This is a genomic window from Geobacillus proteiniphilus, assembly GCF_001908025.1.
Taxonomy (GTDB): Bacteria; Bacillota; Bacilli; order Bacillales; family Anoxybacillaceae; genus Geobacillus; species Geobacillus proteiniphilus.
In genome coordinates this window covers 1-23,018 of record NZ_MQMG01000030.1, presented here as the reverse complement: position 1 = coordinate 23,018, position 23,018 = coordinate 1, and the positions used below count along the sequence as shown (strand labels likewise).

Here is a 23,018-nt window from a genome sequence, read left to right as displayed (position 1 = left end):
ACTGCCATGGACTACCTATACCACCCATACCCATCGCAGCGGATGACGGTGTTCGCCAAAAACGGCGTCGTCGCAACGTCGCAGCCGCTCGCGGCGCAGGCGGGGCTTGATGTGTTGAAAAAAGGCGGCAATGCCATCGATGCGGCGATCGCCGCGGCCGCCTGCTTGACGGTTGTCGAACCGACATCGAACGGCATCGGCGGCGATGCGTTCGCCCTTGTTTGGACGGACGGGAAGCTGTACGGATTAAACGCGAGCGGCTATGCGCCGAAAGCGATCTCGATTGAAGCGCTGAAAGAGCGCGGCTATACGGAGATGCCGAAATACGGCTTTGCTCCGGTGACCGTTCCGGGGGCGCCGGCGGCGTGGGCGGCGCTGTCAAAGCGCTTCGGCCGCCTGCCGCTTGTGGAAACGCTCGCACCGGCGATCGCCTATGCGGAAAACGGCTATCCGGTTTCGCCAGTGCTCGGAAAGTATTGGGTTGCGGCGTTTCGTACATACAAAGAAGCGCTTCGCGGGCCGGAGTTTGCCGCCTGGTTTGCGACGTTTGCGCCGGGCGGCCGCGCGCCGAAGATCGGCGAAGTGTGGGCCTCGCCGGACCATGCGGCGACGCTGCGCTCCATTGCCGAAACGGAAGCGGAAAGCTTTTACCGCGGCGAGCTGGCGGAAAAAATCGCCGCCTTCTCGAAGCAATACGGCGGCTTTTTGGCGGCGGACGACCTCGCCGAGTATGAACCGGAATGGGTCGAGCCGATCTCCGTCTCCTACCGCGGCTATGAGGTGTGGGAAATTCCGCCGAACGGCCAAGGGATTGTCGCGTTGATGGCGCTCAACATCATGAACGGGTTTGACGTGCCGAGCGTGCCGGATGTCGAGACGCACCACCGGCAAATCGAGGCGATGAAGCTTGCCTTTGCCGATGGGAAAGCGTACATCGCCGACTGCCGCTATATGAACTGCAGCCCAGACGAGCTGTTGTCGGAATCGTTTGCCGCGATGCGCCGGGCGCAAATCGGCGAGGAGGCGCTGACGCCGGAGCCGGGAACGCCGCCAAAAGGCGGAACGGTCTATTTGGCCGCCGCGGACGGCGAAGGGAATATGGTGTCCTATATTCAAAGCAACTACATGGGCTTCGGCTCGGGCCTCGTCGTCCCAGGAACGGGCATTGCCTTGCATAACCGCGGCCATAACTTCGCCTTTGATGACGGCCATCCGAACGGGCTGGCGCCAAGGAAAAAGCCGTACCATACGATCATCCCCGGCTTTTTGACCAAAGGCGGCGCGCCGGTCGGCCCGTTCGGCGTCATGGGCGGATTTATGCAGCCGCAAGGGCATCTGCAAGTGATCATGAACACGGTCGATTTTGACTTAAACCCGCAAGCGGCGCTCGATGCGCCACGTTGGCAGTGGATGGAAGGGAAAACGGTATTGGTGGAGCCGCACTTCCCGCGCCATATCGCTGAAGCGCTCGCCCGCAAAGGGCATGACATCCGCTTGGCGTTGGACAGCGGACTGTTCGGCCGCGGGCAAATCATTTGGCGCGATCCTGACACCGGCGTGCTCGCCGCCGGGACGGAGCCGCGCACGGACGGTGCGGTGGCCGCTTGGTAAGACTCACGATAAAGGGATGACTTCGATGAACCAATGGCATTTGTTTCTCGCTTTTTTCCGCGTCGGCATGCTTGGATATGGGGGCGGCCCGTCTTCGATCCCGCTTGTGCGTGCTGAAGTGGTGGCGAAATACCGCTGGATGGCGGATGAAGAATTCGCTGAAATTCTGGCCATCGCCAATGCTTTGCCCGGCCCGATCGCCACGAAGCTTGCCGGCTATATCGGCTACCGTGTCGGCGGCGCGCTCGGCTTAGTGAACGCCGTGTTGGCGACGACGGCCCCGACGGTCGTGTTGATGATCGTGCTGTTGGCCGCCTTATCCTCGTTTAAAGACACACCATGGGTCGCTGGGATGACCAAAGCGGTCGTGCCGGTCGTGGCCGTCATGCTCGCCGAGATGACGTGGCAGTTCGCCAAACAGGCGCGCGCCGCCCTCGGCTGGCGGCCGGCCGCCCTGCTCCTTCTTGCCTGCTTTTTGGCCTTGCAGTGGCTCGGCCTTCATCCGGCGCTTGTGGTCGCAGTGTTGCTTGCGGCCGCGTTTGTCGGCCGAAGCAAGCCGAAGGCGGTGGATAGAGACAAAGGCGGAGAAAGGAGGGCGTCGTCATGATCTATTGGCAGCTGTTTCTCGCCTTTTTTTGGCCCGGCATTCTCGGCTACGGCGGCGGCCCGGCTTCCATCCCACTCATCGAGCACGAGGTCGTTGACCGCTACGGCTGGATGACGGTCAACGAATTCAGCGAGGTGCTGGCGCTTGGCAACTCTCTTCCCGGCCCCATTGCGACGAAAATGGCAGGTTATATCGGATACGAACAAGCCGGCGTCCTTGGCGCTGCCATCGGAGTGTTTGCCAGCGTCGCTCCGTCGCTCGTTTTGCTGTTGGCGCTGCTTGGGCTCTTGTACAAATGGAAAGACGCGCCGCAAGTGAAGCGGCTCACCGCCTACATCCGCCCAGCGATCGCCGTGATGCTTGCGCTCATGGCCATCGACTTTTTTCGCGAGTCGTACGAAGGGACCGGGCTCGGCCAAACGGTGTTTCTTGCCGCCGCCAGCGCCTTTTTGATGTTTGGCAAATGGCGCCTGCACCCGGCGTATGTCATCGCCTTGTCGCTTGTGTACGGGGCTTTCTTTTTGTCTTAATGCAGGGAAAATCCTTTCGGCGCTACAACGGGATGCTTCATCCATGGGTGAGCATCCCTCTTTTTGTGGCAGTGCGGGCAAAAAAGAACATCGATGCAGAAATTCCTGTTGGAAAAGGCCGCAAAAAGCGCTCAGGCAAACCGGCAGCGCCTTCACTCGACCGTAAATGTCGCCTTCGCCCGCGCGTTCGGCCAGTTTGGATCAGCGAGCCACCACTCAAGCGTATACGTCCCCGGCTCTAGGTCGCGGAACGTTTCCTGAAATGACAGCTCTTCCCCCTGTTTTAACGGCCGTTCCTCATAAATTTGCGCAAACATCTTCCCTTCGCTGAACTGCTTCACCTTTTGTCCATCGCGGTATAAAACGTAGTCATACTTTTTCGAGCTCGTAAACGTCACCGTTTGCACGCGTTCGGTTTGGTTTTTCACCGTGAAGGTAAACACGTACGCCCCGTTTTGTTTTTCATATGTCAGCGATGGCTCAAGCGTCCCGGCGATGATGCCTTTTCCGCCCGCGGTCGCCGGCTTGCCTGATGGCGCTGGGGCAAGCAAATCGTCTTTCGCTTGCGGCCGTTCGTCGGCATTGACATGCACGAGCAGTGCGCTCGCTGCCGCTACCCCTGCTAACGCCGCGGCGATGCCGATCACTTTTCCTTTGCCCATGTCGGTGCCTCCTTTTTACCTCTTTATAATATAGTCGTTTCCCATTTCGCTCTCGTTACAAACCGCAAAAAAATTGTGAAAAAACCGTTGTCCGCCTTGATATTTCTGGTATATATGCCCGATTTGTCTAATAAAATGTTACAAATTGAACAGCAATGAGAGTGGTTGAGGTGGGGATCGTTCACAACCGGCAAGCGACGCGATGAAGACGCTTCTAAGACATCCAACGAAAGCGGCGCCCATCATTGGCAAGACGAGTCTCATTTCACACTTCTCACTTCTCACATCCAACTTAGGGAGGGCGAGTGGTGTGCACGATTACATCAAAGAGCGTACGATCAAGATTGGCAAGTATATCGTGGAGACAAGGAAAACCGTTCGCGTCATTGCGAAAGAATTTGGCGTATCCAAAAGCACCGTGCATAAAGACTTGACCGAGCGGCTGCCGGAAATCAACCCGGAACTGGCCCAAGAAGTCAAACAAATTCTCGATTACCATAAATCGATCCGCCATTTGCGCGGCGGGGAAGCAACGAAGAAAAAGTATAAAAAGCAGACGGTGAAAAACAACTGACTTTTTCCTTGCCATCTGCCGTTTGCAGTATCATTCCGGGAGGCAAATATGGTAGAATAAACAATTAGGAATGATTTTAGGGCAGAGGCAAGGAGGAGCAAGTCATATGTTTTCACGAGACATCGGCATTGACCTAGGCACGGCGAACGTCCTCATTTTCGTCAAAGGCAAAGGCATCGTGCTCAATGAGCCGTCCGTCGTGGCGATCGATAAACACACGAACAAAGTGCTGGCAGTCGGCGAAGAAGCACGACGAATGGTCGGACGTACTCCTGGGAATATTGTTGCCATTCGGCCGCTCAAAGACGGCGTCATCGCGGATTTTGACATTACCGAAGCGATGCTGAAGCATTTCTTAAGCAAGCTCGACCTAAAAGGCTTTTTCGCCAAACCGCGCATTTTGATTTGTTGCCCGACGAACACAACATCCGTGGAACGGAAAGCGATCAAAGAGGCAGCGGAAAAAAGCGGCGGCAAAAAAGTGTACTTGGAGGAAGAGCCGAAAGTCGCAGCCATTGGCGCCGGAATGGACATTTTTCAGCCGTGCGGAAACATGGTCGTTGATATTGGCGGTGGCACGACTGACGTCGCGGTTCTCTCGATGGGAGACATCGTCACCGCCTCTTCCATTAAAATGGCCGGGGACAAGTTTGATATGGAGATTTTAAACTACATCAAGCGCGAATATAAGCTGCTCATTGGGGAGCGAACGGCCGAGGAAATCAAGATTAAGGTCGCAACGGTATTCCCAGGCGCACGGTCCGAAGAAATCGACGTCCGCGGCCGCGATCTCGTCACCGGACTGCCGCGCACGATCACCGTTCGATCGGAGGAGATCGAACGAGCGCTTCGCGAGCCGGTGTCATTGATTGTACAAGCCGCCAAAAGCGTGCTCGAGCGCACCCCGCCGGAATTGTCGGCGGATATTATCGACCGCGGCGTCATTTTAACGGGCGGCGGCGCATTGCTTCATGGCATCGATTTATTGCTGTCAGAAGAGCTGAAGCTTCCGGTGTTCGTCGCGGAGAATCCGATGGACTGCGTCGCTCTTGGCACCGGGATTATGTTGGAAAACATCGATCGGGCGCCAAAATCGCAATTGATTTAAAAAGCCGTCATGCCCTTTGGCCAAGAGATGGTTCATCTGGATCAACCTTATAGAGTCAACCTTTTGCGTCATTCAGGCGCAGACCGCTTTGGAAGGACGTTTTTCTCATGGCGTGATCAAAATGGATACAACCGCCGCCGGGACAAGCGAGGCGGGCAAAAAAGGAATGGCGGGGGATGCCGCGGCTGCCCTTGCCCGCTTATAATGAAAGATGGAATGGAAAGGAGCGGAGCGGCAGGGCAACGCGCCGCCCGCTTGACCATAGGGAACACCCCATCCGCCGCTGCCCAAAGAGCGGCCGCGGCTTTTTCTGATCGATCGGACAAGCGAGGTGCTGGTCATGTTGAGAGGGTTGTACACCGCCGCGAGCGGCATGTTGGCGCAAGAGCGGCGCGTGGATTGGTTGACGAACAATTTGGCGAACGCCGAAACGCCGGGATACAAAGCCGATGCGGCCGCGATGAGAGCGTTTCCGGAACTGTTGATGAGCCGCCTCGAGGATCAACCGATCCCGACCGCCTCAAGGCGCGCCATCCCGACGCAAACCGTCATTGGGCCGCTCGTTACGGGCGTATATATGCAAGAACTCATCCCGAACTTCCGCCAAGGGGATGTGAAAGAAACCGGCTTGGCGACCGATATCGCCCTTGTGGACGGACAAGTCCCCGTCGACCGGGCGAGCGGCCAGCGAGGCGCGCTGTTTTTTGCCGTCGCCAACGGTCAAGGGGAGGTCCGCTACACAAGAAACGGTCATTTCACCTTGAGCCCGGACGGCTACTTGACGACGCAAGAGGGCTGGTATGTGCTTGATGCTAATGGCGAGCGCATTCCGCTCTCAAGCGAGCGGTTCTCGGTCCGCGATGACGGAACGATCATCGATGAGAATGGGACGGCCACCCGTCTCGGCGTTGCATTCGCCGCCAATCCGCAAACGTTGGTCAAGGAAGGAAACGGCTTATTCCGCAGCACGACAGGGCCGTTGCCGCAGGCGCCCGGCAATGTGACGTATACGGTGAAACAGCGTTTTCTCGAGCGGTCGAACGTCGACATTGAGCGGACGATGACCGATTTGCTCGCCGCCTACCGCACGTTTGAAGCGAACCAAAAAATCGTCCAAGCGTACGACCGCAGCTTGGACAAGGCCGTCAACGAAGTCGGCCGCCTGAAATGATGACAAAAGGGGGACAAGCCCGTGCTTCGTTCGATGCTCACCGCCGCCAACACGATGAATGCCTTGCAACAGCGGCTCGATACGATCAGCCATAACATCGCCAACAGCAACACCGTCGGCTTTAAACGGCGCGAAGCGAGCTTTGCCGAGCTCTTGACCCAACAAATCGACCGCCTGCCGAACGACGAAGCGCCCCGGCAAACGCCAGAGGGCGTGCGCTATGGCAACGGGGCGCGTCTCGCTTCGACGATGCTCATCACCAAGCAAGGCGCGCTGGTGGAAACCGGCCGCCGCTTGGATTTTGCCTTGACGGCCGAAAACCAATGGTTCCGCGTCCGTCTGGCCGATCAAAACGGTGCGGAAACGATCGGCTACACCCGCGCCGGCAACTTTTCGCTTGCGCCCATGAACGGCGAGCTTGCTTTGACGACAAGCGACGGCCTGTTTGTGCTTGATGAAAGGAACGCGCCGATTGTGCTTCCCGCCGATGCGCATGACGTGCAGATGTCCCCGACTGGGACGTTGACGGCAACCAATGCCGACGGCCGCGTCGTCGCCCGCGTCAATTTGGGCGTCACCATGATCCGCCGTCCGCAGCTTCTGGAAGCCCGCGGCGGCAATGTCTATGCGCTTCCCAACGTCCCAGGCGCGGCCGAAGAACTGAACGGCAACTTGCGCGGCCAAATCAGCGTCAAGCAAGGCGCCTTGGAACAGTCGAACGTCGACCTTGGCGAGGAAATGGTCGGCCTGATGGCGACAAGCCGAGCGTATCAGCTGAACGCCCGCGCCATTTCCATCTCCGAACAAATGCTTGGGCTGATTAACGGCATGCGCTCCTCATAAGGAGGATCGCGATGAGTGACGAGAGGCATCAAGAACCTATGCGCTCGCCGTCTTCCCGGATGGCGAGGCGGAAAGGCCGAGTAAGAAAGAGCCCGCCGGCTCCCGCCGAACCGGAAGCCAAAGCCCTTCCGTCGGAAGGGGAGGCGGCCGCGCCGCGCCGGTTCGTCCGCACCCGGCTCATCCCGATCTGGCTTCGGCTGATCATCGTTGCCGCCTTGATGGCCGCAAGCCTCGCCGCCGGCGCGGTCGTCGGCTACAGCGCCATTGGCGATGGGAAGCCGCTCGATGTATTCCGCCCGTCCACGTGGAAGCACATCATCGATATCGTCGAGAAAGGAACGGACCGCGGCTGATTAAGCCGCCAAAGGAGAGAAAGGAGTTTGCCCATGCTTGACATCCAGCAAATCCAGTCCATCATCCCGCACCGCTATCCGTTTTTGCTTGTTGACCGCATCGTTGAAATCGAAGAAGGCAAGCGCGCCGTCGGCATCAAAAACGTGAGCGCCAACGAATCATTTTTCGCCGGCCACTTCCCTGAATACCCGGTCATGCCTGGCGTGTTGATCGTCGAAGCGCTCGCCCAAGTCGGCGCCGTCGTCCTCCTGCAGAGCGAGGAAAACCGGGGCCGCCTCGCCTTTTTCGCCGGCATTGACAACTGCCGTTTTAAAAAGCAAGTCAAGCCGGGCGACCAGCTCCGCTTGGAAGTCGAAATTCTCCGCGCCCGCGGCGCCATCGGCAAAGGCAAAGGCATCGCCACCGTCGACGGCGAGCTTGTCTGCGAAACGGAGTTGATGTTCGCTCTTGGCGACAAACGAGCTGACTGAACAAAACGCGTTCCTTCGGGGAGCGCGTTTTTTTGTCGGCTGCGCTATATAGCGTGCGAATGAAAAGTTTCTTTCTGGGAAAGATAAACAAGGACCGGCCTTACATAAGGTCACCACAACCAATAGAAAGGAGCAGATAGGATGAAGAAAAAAGCGTTGCTGATCCGGCTGTTCAGCGCCCTTGTCGCCCTCTTTTTAGCGGCTGGATGCAATATGAACCGCGACAACAACAATCCGCCGCCGCCGAACAACAACCAAAACGATGTCAACGATCAAGACATGAACCCGGCTGATGACATCAACCAAAACGATAACGTCGACAACGACAAAGACAATGACGGCATCCCGGACAACCGCGATACCGATTTGAACGACAACCAAAACAATCAACTCCCGCCGGGAGACGATACGAACAACGGACCGGGCGACGACGAACGTGACAGAGTGCCGGACCGCGAAGACCCGATTGAAGATCCGCGGGATGCGAATGACAAAGACAATAAAGACGAATAGCGCAAACAAAGGCTGCCTGTCGGGCGGCCTTTTCATTTGGCCAAAATTAGTACTCATTTCGGCTAGCTATGTCCCTTTCTATTCGCTATAATGGGAATGTCGATTCATGTTCGAAAGATCGGGACAGAGGTCGAACACCGCGATGTCCTTGCGGGGAAAACACCCGCACAGCCCACCCATTCTACATCAGAAGGGGCGTACATTCAGCGAACGTCAAGCAAGACGGAGGCAAACAAGAGAGGGGGAACACGGATGGAAGAAACAATCAGCCTGCGCGAACTGTTCGAAACGTTGCGCAAACGGCTTTGGCTCATTGTCTTGATCACCGCGCTTGCCACCGTCGTGAGCGGTGTGGTCAGCTATTTTGTCTTGACGCCGATTTACGAGGCGTCGACGCAAATTCTCGTCAACCAGGCGAAATCCGAGCAGCAGCTCTACAACTTCAATGAAATCCAAACGAACGTGCAGCTCATTAACACGTACAGCGTCATCATCAAAAGCCCGACGATTTTAGAAAAAGTGAAAGACGAGCTCCACCTCGACCGAACGCTTGACGAACTGAACGAACAAATTCAAGTCTCAAGCGAAAAAGACTCGCAAGTATTCTCTGTCACCGTCCAAGACCCGGATCCAGCCATGGCGGCCAAGATCGCCAACAAAACGGCCGAAGTGTTCAAAAACGAAATCGTCAAAATCATGAACATCGACAACGTCACCATTCTCTCGAAAGCGGAAGTGAAAGAGCATCAAGCCCCGGTCAAGCCGAAGCCGCTTCTCAACATGGCCATCGCCTTTGTCGTCGGCCTTATGACGGGTGTGGGACTTGCTTTTCTGCTTGAATATTTGGACAACACGATCAAAACGGAAGAAGACGTCGAAAAGCATCTCGGCCTGCCGGTGCTCGGCGCGGTCAGTTTGATCACGGCTGAAGGCGGCCAAAAAGCGAGACGCGAATCCGCCATTCCACAAACAAGAGGTGAAACCATTGGCTCGTAAACCAGCAACATCGATCCGCAAAGCGGAGCGGAGGCTGATCGCCGCCGACAACCCAAAATCGCCCATCGCGGAGCAATACCGAACGATCCGAACGAATATCCAATTTTCATTCATTGATGCGCCGCTCCGCTCCCTAATTGTCACGTCAACCGGCCCTGGCGAAGGAAAATCGACCACCGCGGCGAACTTGGCTGTCGTCTTCGCTCAACAAGGGAAAAAGACATTGCTCATTGATGCCGACTTGCGCAAGCCGACCGTCCATTACACGTTCCGCTTAAACAACTACAAGGGATTGACCAACGTCTTGACGGGCTCGGCGCCGCTTTTGCCGACGTGCCAAGCGACCGAAATCGACCACTTATCAATCTTAACGTCCGGACCGATTCCGCCGAACCCGGCCGAGCTCCTCAGCTCAAAAGCGATGGCGCAATGCCTCGAACAGTTGTATGAGACGTTTGATCTTGTCATCTTCGATACCCCGCCCGTCCTCGCCGTGACGGACGCACAAATTTTAGCCAACCAATGCGACGGCACGGTGCTGGTCATCGAAAGCGGCGGCACCGAAATCGAAGCGGCGGTCAAGGCGAAAGAACTGCTCGAAGCGGCCAACGCCAAACTGCTCGGCGTTGTCTTGAACAAGCGGAAGCACCGCGACGGCGGGTACTATTACTACTATCAATACAAGTAACAACAAACGGCTTCCCGACCGCGGGAAGCCGTTCTGATAGAGAAAAGGGGGGAGAACCGTTGAGAAACTTCGTCCTCATCCTTTTGGTCACCGCCGCTTGCCTTGCCTTTCTGATCACCGGTCACTTGTACTGGGAGCGAAAAATCGATGCCACGGTGCAAGCGGCGCGGGCGAAAGTCGAAACATCCGCCAAGCAGGAAAAGGAGACGAGCCAAACGGAAGCGATCCTCGCCCGCGCCAAGCAGCTGCCAGCGGCCGCGCAAGCTGCCATCAAGCGGGCTGTGGAGGAACACCGTCCGATCCGCCTCGTCATCGCCGGCTCCGAATCGACGCCAGAGAACGGCGGCTGGCCTGAGCTGTTGAAACAAGCGCTCGATGACGCATACGGGAAAGGCGTGTTCCATATCACCGTCCACGAATACGACGGCTTGACCACCGCCGACGCCGACCGACAGCGCATCGCCGCCGACTGGGCCAAGGACAAGCCGGATCTTGTCCTGCTTGAACCGTTTTTGTTAAACGACAACGGCGTCGTGACGATCGACGACACCCTTGCCCATATCAAATCGATCATCGGCCAGCTCAAATCCGCGGCCCCGAATGCGGTCATGATCTTGCAGCCGCCGAACCCGATTTACAACGCGACCTACTACCCGCGCCAAGTCCAACAGCTCGAAGCATTTGCCAAAGAGAACGGCTATCCTTACCTCAACCATTGGCCCGCCTGGCCTGACGATCAAAGCGAAGAGCTGAACCGCTACATCGACCCGCAAACCGACTTGCCGACCGAGGAAGGAGCCGCGCTTTGGGCCGATGCGCTCGCCAAGCGCTTCATCGCCCAATGAAAACGCGCACCTCTTAAGGTGCGCGTCTCATTTACTTCGCCGCTGTCGCTTTCAGCTCCAGATGCTCTTTCAACTCATTCGAAATCGCCAGCCGTTCGCTCTCTGGCACGATCAAGTAATAAATGCCGTTGATTTTCGTCCCTTGTCCCGTAATATGCAGCTGCTTAATTTGCTTGCGGGCGTCTTTGTAATTCGCTTGAATCTCTTTCATTTCCTCAAACGTCAAGTTCGTTTTCACGTTTTTCCCGATCGCTGCGAGCACATCGCTGTAATTCGTGAGCGACGAGAAGCTGGCGCCTTTCTCAATAATCGCTTGAATGATCTGCTTTTGCCGGTCCTGGCGCCCGAAATCGCCGCGCGGGTCCTCTTTCCGCATGCGGGAGTATTTCAGCGCTTCGTCCCCGTTTAACGTAATCTCGCCTTTCGGGAAGTGCGTTCCTTCATACGTAAAAGCGAACGGGTTGTTCACCGTCACTCCGCCGACCGCATCGACGATGTCGCGGAAGCTTTCCATGTTGACCTTAATGTAGTAGTCAATGGGAATATCTAAAAAGTGTTCCACCGTCGCCATCGTCATCTCCACTCCGCCAAAGGCGTACGAGTGGTTGATTTTATCTTTCGTCCCTTTTCCGACGATCTCGGTCCTCGTGTCGCGCGGCACGCTCACCATGTCAATCGACTGCTTGTTCGGATTCACCGTCATCACAATCAGCGTATCCGCGCGCCCGCGATCCCCTTTGCGTTCATCAACGCCGATCAACAAAATGGAAATCGGCGTCTTCCGTTCAAACGAAACGTTTTCTTTCCGCTTCTCCGACTTCCAGTTGACGTTCTCGTGCATTTGGTTCGCCGTCTGTTTCACATGATGATAAATGGAATAGGCGAATATTCCTGCTCCAGCGAATAACACGACGAGCAATCCCGTCACCCAGCGGAGCCATGTTTTCTTCTTTTTTCGACGTTCTGCTCTCATGGGCACTCTTCCTTTTCCATTCAGAAATTTTCGTGCATACCATTTCGATTATAGACCGTTTTCGAAAAGAAGACAACTGACAGCCGCATTGGTGGGCGTTCCAGCTTGCCCCCTAATCAGTGGAATTTGCCTTCCATTTCGACAATGTTCGACAAACCTCACCCATTGATAGCCTGTTTTTCCTATGTTACCATAATAGGTGTTTAGTAGAGCGAAAAAAGGAGGAGTGGACGATGATCGACATTCATAGCCATATTTTGCCTGGCGTTGACGACGGAGCGGCGGCGATGGAGAACGCCATCGCCATGGCGCAAGCCGCAGCCAAGGAGGGGATTACAACGATCATCGCCACTCCCCATCATCAAAATGGAACGCATGACAACCCAAGACCAGCCGTCCTTTCCTTGGCGGCGGAACTAAATGACGAATTGAAACGGCGCGGCATCGCCTTGAACGTGCTTCCAGGCCAAGAAGTGCGCATCCACGGCGACTTGCTTGACGGCCTTGCCCGAGGCGAGGTGATGACGCTTGCCGATACATCATACATGTTGATCGAATTTCCGCCCGATCATGTGCCGAAGTATGCGGAGCAACTCCTCTTTGATGCCCAAGTGAAAGGGTTTATCCCGATCATCGCCCATCCGGAGCGAAACGCCGAGATCATCGAAACCCCCGAGCGGCTTTACCAGCTCGTCAAACGCGGCGCCTTGTCCCAGCTGACGACATCGAGCATTACGGGCCATTTCGGCAAGAAAATCAAAACGTTCTCGTTTCAGCTGATCGAAGCGAACTTGGCCCATTTCATCGCCTCGGACGCCCACAACACGAAAACGCGGCCGTTTCGCCTCCGCGAGGCGTACGAGGTGATCCGGAAAGAATACGGGACAGACATGGTGTACTACTTCCAAGAGAACGCCGAGCTGCTCGTTCGCGGCCAAGCCGTGTTCCGCGACGAACCACAGCGGGTGAAAAAGAAAAAGTTCCTTGGCCTCTTTTAGAAATAGTTGGCAGTATGATATAAAATAATTTAGAAATAACCCGTGGTGCTAGTTGAGCGTCAGCGCTCAACCAGCCCTAGTGTGACCAAGGAATAAGCCAACAAGATGCCATCGAGTGCCACTTCAAACCCGGCAATGGAATTCGCTCGAATGTCGGTGATCCGGTATTGGTCTACGAGAATCGAAAACACCGTCTCGATGACTTTGCGTTTTTTCCTGATCCATTCTTCCCATGCCTTGGATGGGCCGTGCTTTTGATTGTGTCGAGACGGTGTCCAGAACGCGGCTTGGTGTTCTTCGTACAGCTTTTCTCGAAGAGCGTGGCTGATGTACCCTTTGTCCCCAAAGTTGTAGGGATGAGGGATTTGAGTCATCACCGTTTCAGCGGCTTTGACGTCGTGGCAGGACGCTTCCGTCACGACATAGCCCATGGCCAGCCCTTGATTGGTCACTTGAAGATGCAGCTTGAAACCGTAGTACCATTGCTTTTTGGAAGCACAATACCCCATATCTGCGATCCCTCGAAATCGCTTGACGCGCTGCATTCTCACGGGATGGCACAACGGAAGAGGCAAGCTGTCGACGACCGCATAAGCATGGTGTTGGCCACGTTTCGCCAGCTCATGACGGATCCATTTGATGGCGAAACCAAGCGCTCGGCAGCGGCGGTTGTATCGGGAGCGTTCAAGAAACGAGCCGTTTGTGAACAAATTTCCCGTGACAAAACGATGCCAGGCTCGTTCGGAAGAAAAGCCCAGCAGCTTCCCCAAAAGGTGAACCGCCATGACCACTTCGTCTTCTTGCTTGACCAAGTGACGGTTGCGGCGATGAAGATACATTTGAATCAACGACAGTTGGGCAGAAACAAAACAGAAAATAGCGGCATATTGTTTTTGAAGTTTGGCTGGATCTGTAGTAAAATGAAAGTGCTCTTGCATGGGGGATCTCTCCTTTCGAATGTTGGGTGACACTTTCATTCTACTGGAGATCCGCCAGCAAGGGCTATTTTTATGCTTGTCTGAGTTTTATCTAGCACCACGGGTTAATTTTAATTAAGTTTAATAGGGTGTATAAAGATGACTAGAAAAATACTCTATATCCGAAATTTTGCGAGCAAAGTAGATATTAATACTTATAATTTACAGGAGATAGGATTCGGTAAGGCATTAGTCAAAAAAGGATATGATTGTGATATTGTCTATTATACGGATGAAAGTAAATCACATGAACAGACAATATACACATATAGGAAGAATAGGTTAAGTATTATTTGGATGCCTGCTTTGAAATTTCTCAGTAACGGAATATATTTAAAAGTACTAAAAAAGAGCTTTTTAGATAAATATGATTATATTATTACCACAGAATATAACCAAATAATGACTTATTTATTATCTATATTGTGTAAGGATAAGCTTATTTTATACCATGGACCATATAAAGATAACTCTAAAAAGTTAGTCCAAAAAGTTTATGATACGTTTTTTCTAAAAACTATAGCGAAAAATATAAAGTATGCCTTTGCAAAATCAAAATTAGCAGAGGAATATTTAAGAAATAAAGGTTTTAAAAAGGTACAAACTTTAGGCGTAGGGCTAGACACCAGTAGGTTTGAATCAGGCGAATTAGTTGATGTGTCAAATGAGATCAAAGAAAAGCTTGATAATATTAGGGATAAAAAAGTCTTATTATATGTGGGTAAATTAGAAGAGCGGAGGAATATTAAGTTTTTATTTAATGTTTTCTATAAACTACGAAAATTAAATGAGGATGTAATTTTGTTGGTGGTCGGAGATGGTAAACAAGATGATGTGGAAGCTTATTTTATGTATGCTAAACAATTAGGGATAGAACATGACATTAATCATATAAAGAAAGTTAGCCAAGAACACCTAAAATATATTTATGAAAAGGCAGATGTTTTCTTGTTACCAACTAAATATGACCCGTTTGGAATGGTGTTGCTCGAGAGTATGTATTTTGGTGTACCGGTTGTTTCTTCTGTCAATGGAGGAGCAGTAACAATAATTGATAATGAAATAAATGGTTTTATAATAGAAACTTTTGATGAGGATTTATGGGTAAATAAAATTTCTTTACTTTTAGGAAACGAATCTTTAAGAGCTCAATTTTCTAATAATGGAAAAAAAAATATTAGAGAAAACTTTATTTGGGATGTTATTGCTGAAAAGCTTTTAGAAAAAATTCATCAAGAACGTATAAAATAATCTAGTTATCTACTAGATTTGTAAAGTTATCAAAAGGAGATACGATTACAATGAAGATATCCGTAGTAGGTACTGGGTATGTGGGATTAGTCACTGGCGTTGCTTTATCTCATATTGGTCATCATGTTACATGTATTGATATCGATGAAACAAAGGTAGAAAAAATGCGTAAAGGCATTTCACCGATTTATGAGCCCGGGCTTGAAGAGTTGATGAAGGAAAATATTCAAGCCGGGCGTTTGTTTTTTACAACAAGCCATCAAGAAGGGTTTAAAGATGTGGATGTCATTTATATTGCCGTTGGTACGCCTGAGAAAGAGGATGGGTCCGCTAATTTAATGTATGTTGAGCAAGCAGTTCGGGATATTGCGGCGAATATTACTAAGGATGCTATTGTTGTGACAAAAAGTACGGTACCGGTTGGAACGAACCATTATATTAAAGAGTTGTTAGATTCTTTAGTGCCTAAGCATATCCATGTGGAAGTGGTGTCCAATCCAGAGTTTTTGCGGGAAGGTTCTTCTGTTTATGATACGTTCCATGGCGACCGGATTGTCATTGGTGCCGATAGCGAAGAAGCGGCAAAGGTGATTGAAGAAATTAACAAGCCTTTTGGTATCCCGATTTTTAAAACAGATATCCGAAGTGCAGAAATGATTAAATATGCTTCAAATGCTTTTTTGGCAACGAAGATTAGTTTTATTAATGAAATTGCGAATATATGTGAAAAAGTAGGAGCCGATGTGGAAAGTGTTGCGTTAGGCATGGGAATGGATAAGCGCATCGGTTCAATGTTTTTAAGAGCTGGGATCGGCTATGGAGGATCTTGTTTTCCAAAAGATACGAAAGCTTTGGCAAAAATCGCGGCGAACATTGATCATGATTTTGAATTGTTAAAAGCAGTGATAAAGGTGAATAGTAAGCAGCAACGCATATTAATCGATAAAGCAAAAGAACGTTTTGGAAGTCTAGCTGGTAAGAAAATCGCTTTATTAGGCTTATCCTTTAAACCGAATACCGATGATATGCGTGAAGCGGCTTCGATTGTTATTTCCAAAGAACTAATTGCTGAAGGAGCGGAGATTGTTGCTTACGATCCGGTTGCGATTGAAAATGCGAAGAAGGTTTTGCCGCAAGAGGTAGTATACACAGAATCCATTGAGGCTGCGTTAGAAAATGCCGATATGGCATTTATTCTCACTGAATGGGCACAAATTAAAGAATTGGATTTAAATATATATGTTCAGAAGATGAAACAACCGATCATTTTTGATGGCCGGAATTGTTATAGCTTAAATGAAGTGCAAAAATATCCTATCGAATATCATTCAATCGGCCGCAAACCAATTTATAATTATCAGTTCCAAACAGTCTAACAATGAATGCAAAGATCAGATCGTTTAAGATCTGATTTTTTTGTAGGGAGGGGTCATCATGAAATTAGTCCTTTTATCCGGCGGATCTGGCAAACGCCTCTGGCCTTTGTCGAATGATACGCGTTCGAAACAATTTTTGAAAGTATTAGAAGGAAAAAATGGCGAGAAACAGTCGATGGTGCAGCGCGTGTGGGGGCAGTTGGAAGCGGTCGGGCTTGCCGATTCTGCGGTGATTGCGACATCGAAAATGCAGCGCGATATGATTTATCGCCAATTAGGGACAGAGGTACCGCTCATTATTGAGCCGGAGCGTCGCGATACGTTTCCGGCGATTGCGCTGGCGGCTTCGTATTTATATACGGTCGAGAATAGGCCAGAAGAGGAAACGGTTGTTGTCTTGCCGGTGGATCCGTATGTGGAAGACTCGTTTTTTCAACGAGTCAAAGAGTTAGAGCAGGTTCTCGAGCATTCGAATGCGGAGTTAGCCTTAATCGGTGTGAAACCAACGTATCCGTCTTCGAAATACGGATACATCGTTCCAAAAGAGAAGGTGGATGGTGCGGAGTACTTTATCGTTAATCATTTTACGGAGAAGCCGAATGAAGAAAAGGCGGAAGCGTTAATCGCCATGAACGCCTTCTGGAATTGTGGGGTATTTGCCTTTAAGTTGAAGTATTTAGTGAATCTTCTTGTGGAAAAAGGCATTCCTCTTTATTTTGATGAGCTGGTGAATCAATATAGCACGTTGCCGAAAATTAGTTTTGACTATGAAGTCGTAGAAAAGGCGAGTCATATTGTGGTTCTTCCTTATGATGGGTATTGGAAAGACCTTGGTACGTGGAATACGCTGACAGAGGAAATGGCGACGAACCAAATTGGAAAAGGTGTATTAGCGGAAGATACGGTTAATACTCATTTAGTGAATGAATTAGACATTCCTGTGACGGTAATTGGTACCAAAGATCTTGTCGTCGCAGCAAGTCCGGACGGGATCTTGGTTGCCGATAAAGCTTCCAGTCCAAAAATTAAAGATTTAATTAACGATTTTCATCAGCCGCCGATGTACGAAGAACGGATTTGGGGCTGGTCACGCGTTCTTGACTATGCCAAATATGAAGACGGACAAGAAATGGTAACAAAGCGCATTTGTATTCATCAAGGAAAAAACTCAAGCTACCACTACCATCATTTACGAGATGAAGTATGGACCATTGTTCGCGGTGAAGGGGAGTTGGCGTTAGATGACTCGATTACCCGTGTAAAAGCAGGGGACATCATTCATCTTCCGGCAGGTCGAAAACATGGTATTCGGGCGATTACGGAATTAGAGTTTATTGAAGTGCAAACAGGTTCTGGTATTAGTGATGAAGATTTTGTCCGGCTTTACTTTGATTGGGATGATGTGATTCGTCATTTCCAAAAATCAAAAGCCAAAGTCATTTCTTAAATTGGCGGGGGATGGTTCCCCGCTTCTTTTTTTATTTCAATAGAAAGGCTTAGACAAAATGAAGACAATTGCGTATTACATTTCTGATTACGGTTTTGGGCATGCGGCAAGAAGTGTTGCGCTTATTCGCCAGTTGTTGAAGATGGAGGAAGAAGTAAGGATTATTATTTGTCACTCTTTTGCCCTTCAGTTTTTGCGAGAGTCTTTACAGGGTGAGAATCGAATTGTGTTTCGCACGCTGGAAACGGATATTGGTTATGTGTTGCGAAAAGACTCGATTGAGCCACCCGAGTTCGACAGTTTTGAGGTCATTTTAGGCAAATGGAAATGACCAAAATGCTGTTATATCAAGGGTTTCGTGATGCGGATCCTAGGAAAAAACGCTGAATTTCATAGGCACACGATTTATTAATTTTTTCTTTTAAAAATAAAGTTTATACGTTATAATATAGGCATGTACATACGACGAGTCACACGCAAAAACAAGGATGGAACAACCGTTGCTTATCTCCAGCTTGCTCACAATGAATGGGATCCAAAGGCCAAATATGCGAAAGCGAAGGTGATTTATTCGTTCGGGCGCGAAGACGAGGTGGATCGCGCCGTCCTGGAACGTCTGGCCAAAAGCATTTCGCGATTCCTTTCTCCTGAGCAGGCTTGGGAAGTCGAAAAGTTGACAGGAGAAGCTTCCGATGACTTTCAATTCCAGTCATGCAAACACCTCGGCGGCGTTTGGCTCTTGGATCAGCTCTGGAGACAACTGGGGTTGGGAGAGATTCTCCACTCCTTGTTTGCCTCCCGACATCACCAGATTTCGCTGGAACGGCTGATTTTTGCCATGGTGGCCAATCGCGCCCTTCATCCGTCAAGCAAGTTGGCGATGGAGGAGTGGGTGGAGAAAGACGTGTATATCCCTCACCTTCCTCAAGTCGCCAGCCACCAGTTATACCGGGCGATGGATGAGCTGCTGGCCGTACAGCCGGAATTGGAGCGCCAAGTGTTCCATGCCGTGGCCGATTTATTGAATTTGGAAGTCGACTTGATTTACTTCGATACGACTTCGTCGTACTTCGAAGTGGATCCCTCTGAAACACCGGAAGGAGAATCGCTTCGAAAACAAGGATTCTCGAAAGACAAACGCCCAGACTTGGTTCAAATCGTCATTGGGCTGGCTGTCACCCGGGAAGGAATCCCGATTCGCGCTTGGGTATGGCCTGGCAATACCATGGACATGACGGTCATCAAACAGGTGAAACAAGACTTGATTGGCTGGAAGCTTGGACGTGTGATCAGCGTCATGGACCGCGGCTTTTCCTCTGAAGAGAATTTGCGAATCTTGCAACAGGCCGGAGGACACTACATTGTCGGCGAAAAAATGCGATCCGGCAAAGCCGCCGTCGAAGAGGCCTTAAGCCGTCGCGGACGTTATCATGAAGTGGACGAGAATTTGCACATCAAAGAAATCATCGTCGGCGACGGAGAAGCGCGTCAGCGCTATGTTCTCGTGTACAATCCCAGCGAAGCCGAACGCCAACGCAAGGAGCGGGAAACGCTGCTCGAATCGCTGAAAGAAGAGTTGGAAGGGCTTCGTCAACTCCCAAACGAAGCCCATCATAAGGCGACCTGCCGGTTGCGTTCCCATCCGTCCTACGGAAAATACTTGCGCCAGTTGAAGGACGGAACCCTTCGCATCGACAAGCAGGCGGTTCGTGACGCGGAAAAGTACGACGGCAAATATCTCATCCGGACATCTGACGACACCTTGTCTGCCGAAGATGTCGCCATCGGGTATAAGCAGCTGGTGGATATTGAGCAGGCCTTCCGAACATTGAAGTCTACATTGGAATTGCGACCTATGTATCATCGCTTGGAAGACCGCATTCGGGCGCATGTGCTGCTCAGTTGGCTTGCTCTCTTGTTCGTTCGGATCGTGGAGATCCGAACTCATGAATCATGGCCAAACGTAAGAGACGAATGTGAGCGTCTTATGCTTGGACATTTTTCTTCCAAAAACGGAGACCTTTATCAACGAACCGAACTGACGGCCAAACAAGCGCAACTCTTTGCGGCTCTAGGGCTGGAGCCTCCTCCGAAGATCCTAGGCATCCATCCTCGCGCCTAGATACACGCCCAAAGTGTGCCCAAATGTCTCTCGTCCCTTTTGCATCAAGGGGCGAGAGGCATTTTGTTTGCCTAGTGACTGTCGAACTCGGGAGCCAGATATTGAAAAATTAAAGGTCGAATATAAAAAGTATCTGAAAAAGTGGAACTTCCTCATTGAACAAGAACGAAATTTTTTACAGACAAATAAGGTAGATTTCGTCATTTCTGATATTTCCGCTTTTCCGTTTGAAGCAGCGTATATGCTAGGAATCCCTTCACTTGGTATATCCAACTTTACTTGGTATACGGCATATGAAGGATTAATTGCTGATCCGTTTGCTTGAACCTTTAAAAAAAGCCTATGAAAAAATGACTTATTTCTTTTCTTTAGCCGGAAGCCAAGAGCCGGATTGGGGGATACAAGGAACGAAGTAGTTTGGCTTTTTTGCAAGAAACGTAGATGAAAATGAAGTTCATAGGATAAGGAAACTTGTAAACCCAATTGGCGATCAGTTCGTTGTGTTCTTTGGACTGGGGATGAAAATTGATATCAAGCAATTAGAACGCCTGCCGATTTGGGATAGTCCTAATTGTACATTTATCGTTTCATCCAACGTTCAAGTGCAAAGGCCAAACGTTTTTTCCATTCCAAAAGATTACATCGAATCGCAACATTATATTGCCGCAGCGGATTTAGTCATTTCAAAGCCAGGTTGGGGAATCGTGAGCGAAGCAGTATGTGCTCGTAAACCATTATTGATTTTAGATCGGCAAACGATGAAAGAAGATCAAAATACGATTTTGTATTTAAAAGAAAATCATTTATGCAAGACAATTACATGGAACGAATTACACCACTTTGTCATTGACGAAGCGTTTATGAAGAAAATGCGAAGTCAATATCCATTTCATAACACCTTTTTTTCTAATCAAGCGGATATGGTGTCAAAACAAATTTTGCAAGTTTTAAGAAATAAAAATGACAGGGTTTAACCATAATGAAATAACTAATTTTCTTATGCCCTTTCTTCCAAGAACGTATCTGAGGCGAAACGAAATTGCGGGATTTGTACGGGTATGACATTCCTTCCGCGCGAACGGGGGAGTGTTACGCCATTTCAGCACATCCGTAAACAACAAAGGGGAGGACAGAAAGATGGCATATAAAGCAACAGTAGAAAAATGGCTTTCCTATCCAGAGTTAGATGCAGAATTAAAACAACAATTACTTGCTATGCAAACGAATGAAAAATTGCTTGAAGATAGCTTTTACAAAAACTTAGAATTCAGCACAGGAGGCATGCGCGGGGAAATCGGTCCTGGTACGAATCGAATGAATATCTATACCATTCGCAAAGCGTCGGAAGGACTCGCTCGTTACATTGTCGAGCAAGGCGAAGAAGCGAAAGCGCGCGGTGTTGTGATTGCCTATGATTTGTTTAGTGCAAAATGAAAGTACAGAGTTCTGCAACAAAAAAGTGCAGAGCTTCATGGCATAAAAAAAGGCTTGCCAGCTCCTAAAATACCCTCTACTGTTTAAGGTTGTGAAGAACAAAACAGTGGAGGTAATGAAAGGATGCTAGCAATGCCTGAAATTCATCATATCAAACATTTGCGTGAAAAGAAAGGGTTATCGCTTTCCGAAATTGTCCGTAGGACGGGATTTAACTGGAGAACAGTCAAGAAATATGCGGATGGAGACATTTCGGTCAGACAAAAAATAAAGAGAAAACGGGGAATGATGGAGGAAGAAGGATACGGTCAAATCATCGATGATTGGCTGGAGGAAGACGCTAAACTGCCAAGAAAGCAACGGCGGACGAGCAAGAAGATGTATGAGCAGTTAAAGCACGAACATGGATTTAAGGGGTCTTATCGAACCGTTTGCGCCTACGTTCAAAAACGAAGACCTCAGCTTAAGCTGGAGAAGGAACAGCGTTACGAGAGGCTGGAACACCCTCCGGGGGAAGCGCAGGTGGATTTCGGCACCATGTCCGTTGTGACGAAGGAGGGAAAAGAGGAAGACCGATCAATTCTGATTTTGAGCTTTCCGTACAGCAACGCCGCGTATGCGTATCCATTGCCGGCGGAAAACAGCGAATGTTTTCTTTACGGGCTCACTCAGCTGTTTCGCCAAGCCGGAGGCGTCCCGAGAAAACTGCGCATCGACAATTTGGCGGCGGCGGTGGTTTCGATCCGAAAAGGAGGCGAACGTCAATATACTGAAGCATTTGAGCGATTCCGGCTTCATTACCGGTTTGACGTACAGGCGTGCAATCCGTATAGCGGACACGAAAAAGGGAATGTCGAACGGAAAGTTTACTATACTCGTCAACACTGCTTTGTCCCTGCTCCGTTGATCGAGGGGGATGAAGAACTGGCGGAGTGGCTGCATCGCAAGATGATCGAAGATCGAGCCCGCCCCCACTATGAAAAAGGGAGAACCATTGAGGAATTATGGCAGGAAGAACAAAAGGAGTTGCTTGTCCTGCCGGAGAGAGATCTCCCGATCTTCTCCTTCCACCACGCCAATGTCAATAAATACGGGGAAGTAACGGTGGATGGGGAGGCGTTTGTGGTTCATGGGATCCCGGTTCCCAACCGTGTCCTTGTCAAAAAGGAATGGGATCGTTTCATGGTTTTGTCCCAGGAAGGGGAGGTGTACCTGGAAGCGCCAAGGCCGTACACGAAAAAGCAACGGGAGCTCCCTTGGAAGGACATTTTGGCGGAATGGGCGCAAAAGCCTCGGGTGGTGGAGTATTCGCGGTTTCGAGTTTACTTGCCGGAGGCCATTAGGAAATACTTCATGGAACAACCGAAACAGACGGCATCACGCATTCGAGGGGTGCAGAAGCTGCTGGACCGGTACACCGTCTATGAGATCGCCCAGTGGCTTGACAAGTATCAACGGTGGGATTTGG

24 protein-coding genes and 2 pseudogenes are annotated in these 23,018 nt (G+C 50.6%); 23 read left to right on the top strand and 3 right to left on the bottom strand.

What is annotated here, in order from left to right:
* Positions 1-6 precede the first annotated feature (6 nt).
* Genes BRO54_RS11225 through BRO54_RS11215 form a run of 3 tightly spaced genes read left to right on the top strand, consistent with a single transcriptional unit; the run spans position 7 to position 2,748 of the window.
* On the top strand, positions 7-1,611 hold the full coding sequence (locus BRO54_RS11225) for a gamma-glutamyltransferase family protein (RefSeq protein ID WP_074043975.1): 1,605 nt from the start codon (positions 7-9) through the stop codon (positions 1,609-1,611).
* Positions 1,612-1,636: 25 nt separating this feature from the next.
* Positions 1,637-2,218, top strand: coding sequence for a chromate transporter (locus BRO54_RS11220; protein ID WP_011232804.1), 582 nt, complete (start codon positions 1,637-1,639; stop codon positions 2,216-2,218).
* A complete protein-coding gene (locus BRO54_RS11215; RefSeq protein WP_074043974.1) occupies positions 2,215-2,748 on the top strand; it encodes a chromate transporter in 534 nt (177 codons plus the stop codon). Before BRO54_RS11220 ends, BRO54_RS11215 begins: the two co-directional genes overlap by 4 nt.
* Before the next feature lie 152 nt (positions 2,749-2,900).
* Here the strand turns inward: BRO54_RS11215 and BRO54_RS11210 are convergent, their stop codons facing one another.
* Positions 2,901-3,410, bottom strand: a complete 510-nt coding sequence (locus BRO54_RS11210) for a BsuPI-related putative proteinase inhibitor (RefSeq protein ID WP_074043973.1) — start codon at positions 3,408-3,410, stop codon at positions 2,901-2,903.
* 310 nt (positions 3,411-3,720) lie between these two features.
* Between BRO54_RS11210 and spoIIID the strand changes: the two genes are divergently transcribed.
* From spoIIID to BRO54_RS11160, 10 genes are all read left to right on the top strand, one after another.
* On the top strand, positions 3,721-3,984 hold the full coding sequence (gene spoIIID, locus BRO54_RS11205; protein WP_011232801.1) for a sporulation transcriptional regulator SpoIIID: 264 nt from the start codon (positions 3,721-3,723) through the stop codon (positions 3,982-3,984).
* A 106-nt stretch (positions 3,985-4,090) separates the two neighbouring features.
* Positions 4,091-5,092, top strand: a complete 1,002-nt coding sequence (gene mreB, locus BRO54_RS11200; protein WP_011232800.1) for a rod shape-determining protein — start codon at positions 4,091-4,093, stop codon at positions 5,090-5,092.
* Positions 5,093-5,432: 340 nt separating this feature from the next.
* Complete coding sequence (locus tag BRO54_RS11195; protein ID WP_013524794.1) at positions 5,433-6,263, top strand: flagellar hook-basal body protein; 831 nt, start codon at positions 5,433-5,435, stop codon at positions 6,261-6,263.
* 21 nt (positions 6,264-6,284) lie between these two features.
* Positions 6,285-7,106: a flagellar hook-basal body protein gene (locus BRO54_RS11190; RefSeq protein ID WP_074043972.1), complete on the top strand. Its 822-nt coding sequence runs from the start codon at positions 6,285-6,287 to the stop codon at positions 7,104-7,106.
* Between the two features lie 11 nt (positions 7,107-7,117).
* Entirely contained in the window at positions 7,118-7,459 is a 342-nt protein-coding gene (locus BRO54_RS11185) for a DNA-directed RNA polymerase subunit beta (RefSeq protein WP_074043971.1), read from the top strand.
* Between the two features lie 33 nt (positions 7,460-7,492).
* The gene (fabZ, locus tag BRO54_RS11180) at positions 7,493-7,930 is read left to right on the top strand and encodes a 3-hydroxyacyl-ACP dehydratase FabZ (RefSeq protein WP_013146585.1); all 438 of its coding nucleotides are present in this window, start codon (positions 7,493-7,495) and stop codon (positions 7,928-7,930) included.
* Positions 7,931-8,071: 141 nt separating this feature from the next.
* Complete coding sequence (locus BRO54_RS11175; RefSeq protein WP_074043970.1) at positions 8,072-8,443, top strand: hypothetical protein; 372 nt, start codon at positions 8,072-8,074, stop codon at positions 8,441-8,443.
* A 252-nt stretch (positions 8,444-8,695) separates the two neighbouring features.
* Positions 8,696-9,439, top strand: a complete 744-nt coding sequence (locus BRO54_RS11170) for a YveK family protein (RefSeq protein WP_074043969.1) — start codon at positions 8,696-8,698, stop codon at positions 9,437-9,439.
* Entirely contained in the window at positions 9,429-10,127 is a 699-nt protein-coding gene (locus BRO54_RS11165; protein WP_074043968.1) for a CpsD/CapB family tyrosine-protein kinase, read from the top strand. Before BRO54_RS11170 ends, BRO54_RS11165 begins: the two co-directional genes overlap by 11 nt.
* 59 nt (positions 10,128-10,186) lie before the next feature.
* Complete coding sequence (locus BRO54_RS11160; RefSeq protein ID WP_074043967.1) at positions 10,187-10,972, top strand: SGNH/GDSL hydrolase family protein; 786 nt, start codon at positions 10,187-10,189, stop codon at positions 10,970-10,972.
* A gap of 31 nt (positions 10,973-11,003) precedes the next feature.
* On the opposite strand, the gene tagU is transcribed toward BRO54_RS11160, so the two are convergent.
* Positions 11,004-11,945 (bottom strand): polyisoprenyl-teichoic acid--peptidoglycan teichoic acid transferase TagU, encoded by a 942-nt coding sequence (tagU, locus tag BRO54_RS11155; RefSeq protein WP_074043966.1) that lies wholly within the window; start codon positions 11,943-11,945, stop codon positions 11,004-11,006.
* A gap of 233 nt (positions 11,946-12,178) precedes the next feature.
* Here tagU and BRO54_RS11150 point away from each other — a divergent pair, with 233 nt between their 5' ends.
* Positions 12,179-12,943 carry a tyrosine-protein phosphatase gene (locus tag BRO54_RS11150; RefSeq protein WP_074043965.1) on the top strand — a complete coding sequence of 255 codons (765 nt, stop codon included), beginning with the start codon at positions 12,179-12,181 and terminating at the stop codon, positions 12,941-12,943.
* Positions 12,944-13,002: 59 nt separating this feature from the next.
* On the opposite strand, the gene BRO54_RS11145 is transcribed toward BRO54_RS11150, so the two are convergent.
* The gene (locus BRO54_RS11145) at positions 13,003-13,881 is read right to left on the bottom strand and encodes an IS982-like element ISGsp1 family transposase (protein WP_011232378.1); all 879 of its coding nucleotides are present in this window, start codon (positions 13,879-13,881) and stop codon (positions 13,003-13,005) included.
* A 138-nt stretch (positions 13,882-14,019) separates the two neighbouring features.
* On the opposite strand from BRO54_RS11145, the gene BRO54_RS11140 reads away from it, so the two are divergent.
* From BRO54_RS11140 to istA, 9 genes and pseudogenes are all read left to right on the top strand, one after another.
* Positions 14,020-15,171, top strand: coding sequence for a glycosyltransferase family 4 protein (locus BRO54_RS11140; RefSeq protein WP_074043964.1), 1,152 nt, complete (start codon positions 14,020-14,022; stop codon positions 15,169-15,171).
* 50 nt (positions 15,172-15,221) lie between these two features.
* A complete protein-coding gene (locus BRO54_RS11135; RefSeq protein WP_074043963.1) occupies positions 15,222-16,547 on the top strand; it encodes a UDP-glucose dehydrogenase family protein in 1,326 nt (441 codons plus the stop codon).
* A 58-nt stretch (positions 16,548-16,605) separates the two neighbouring features.
* Positions 16,606-17,994 (top strand): sugar phosphate nucleotidyltransferase, encoded by a 1,389-nt coding sequence (locus tag BRO54_RS11130; RefSeq protein ID WP_074043962.1) that lies wholly within the window; start codon positions 16,606-16,608, stop codon positions 17,992-17,994.
* Positions 17,995-18,052: 58 nt separating this feature from the next.
* On the top strand, positions 18,053-18,325 hold the full coding sequence (locus BRO54_RS11125; protein ID WP_074043961.1) for a hypothetical protein: 273 nt from the start codon (positions 18,053-18,055) through the stop codon (positions 18,323-18,325).
* 123 nt (positions 18,326-18,448) lie between these two features.
* On the top strand, positions 18,449-20,116 hold the full coding sequence (locus tag BRO54_RS11120; RefSeq protein ID WP_074043960.1) for an IS1634 family transposase: 1,668 nt from the start codon (positions 18,449-18,451) through the stop codon (positions 20,114-20,116).
* 518 nt (positions 20,117-20,634) lie between these two features.
* Positions 20,635-21,090: a hypothetical protein gene (locus BRO54_RS20200; protein ID WP_193408810.1), complete on the top strand. Its 456-nt coding sequence runs from the start codon at positions 20,635-20,637 to the stop codon at positions 21,088-21,090.
* Positions 21,091-21,107: 17 nt separating this feature from the next.
* Positions 21,108-21,227 (top strand): annotated as a pseudogene (locus tag BRO54_RS20530) (mannose-6-phosphate isomerase); the annotation flags it as partial.
* A 26-nt stretch (positions 21,228-21,253) separates the two neighbouring features.
* Positions 21,254-21,532 (top strand): annotated as a pseudogene (locus BRO54_RS11105) (phospho-sugar mutase); the annotation flags it as partial.
* A gap of 141 nt (positions 21,533-21,673) precedes the next feature.
* Positions 21,674-23,018 (top strand): IS21 family transposase (gene istA / locus BRO54_RS11100; protein ID WP_074043987.1); only part of this gene is annotated, 1,345 nt, incomplete at its 3' end.